1 protein-coding gene is annotated in these 412 nt (G+C 67.0%); it reads left to right on the forward strand.

Annotated elements, in window-relative coordinates; translation table 11 throughout:
* Positions 1 to 412, forward strand: a 412-nt coding sequence (locus NPS56_RS31030; RefSeq protein WP_274078180.1) for an aldehyde dehydrogenase family protein, incomplete at both ends; no start/stop codon positions are given.

Raw genomic sequence — 412 nt, forward strand, 5'->3', positions numbered from 1 at the left:
GCTCGCCGACGCCATCGAGGCCCACGGCGAAGAGCTGGCCAAGCTGGAATCGAACAACTGCGGCAAGCCCTACAGCGCCGCGCTCAACGATGAGATCCCGGCGATTGCCGACGTGTTCCGTTTCTTCGCCGGCGCCAGCCGCTGCATGAGCGGCTCGGCCGGTGGCGAGTACCTGCCCGGCCACACCTCGATGATCCGCCGCGACCCGGTGGGGGTGATCGCCTCCATCGCGCCGTGGAACTACCCGCTGATGATGGTCGCCTGGAAAATCGCCCCGGCCCTCGCCGCCGGTAATACCGTGGTGCTCAAGCCGTCGGAACAGACACCGTTGACCGCCCTGCGCCTGGCACAACTGGCGTCGGAAATCTTCCCCGCTGGCGTGCTCAACTTGGTGTTTGGCCGTGGTCCCACG

The organism is Pseudomonas putida (genome assembly GCF_028682635.1).
Classification (GTDB): Bacteria; Pseudomonadota; Gammaproteobacteria; order Pseudomonadales; family Pseudomonadaceae; genus Aquipseudomonas; species Aquipseudomonas putida_AE.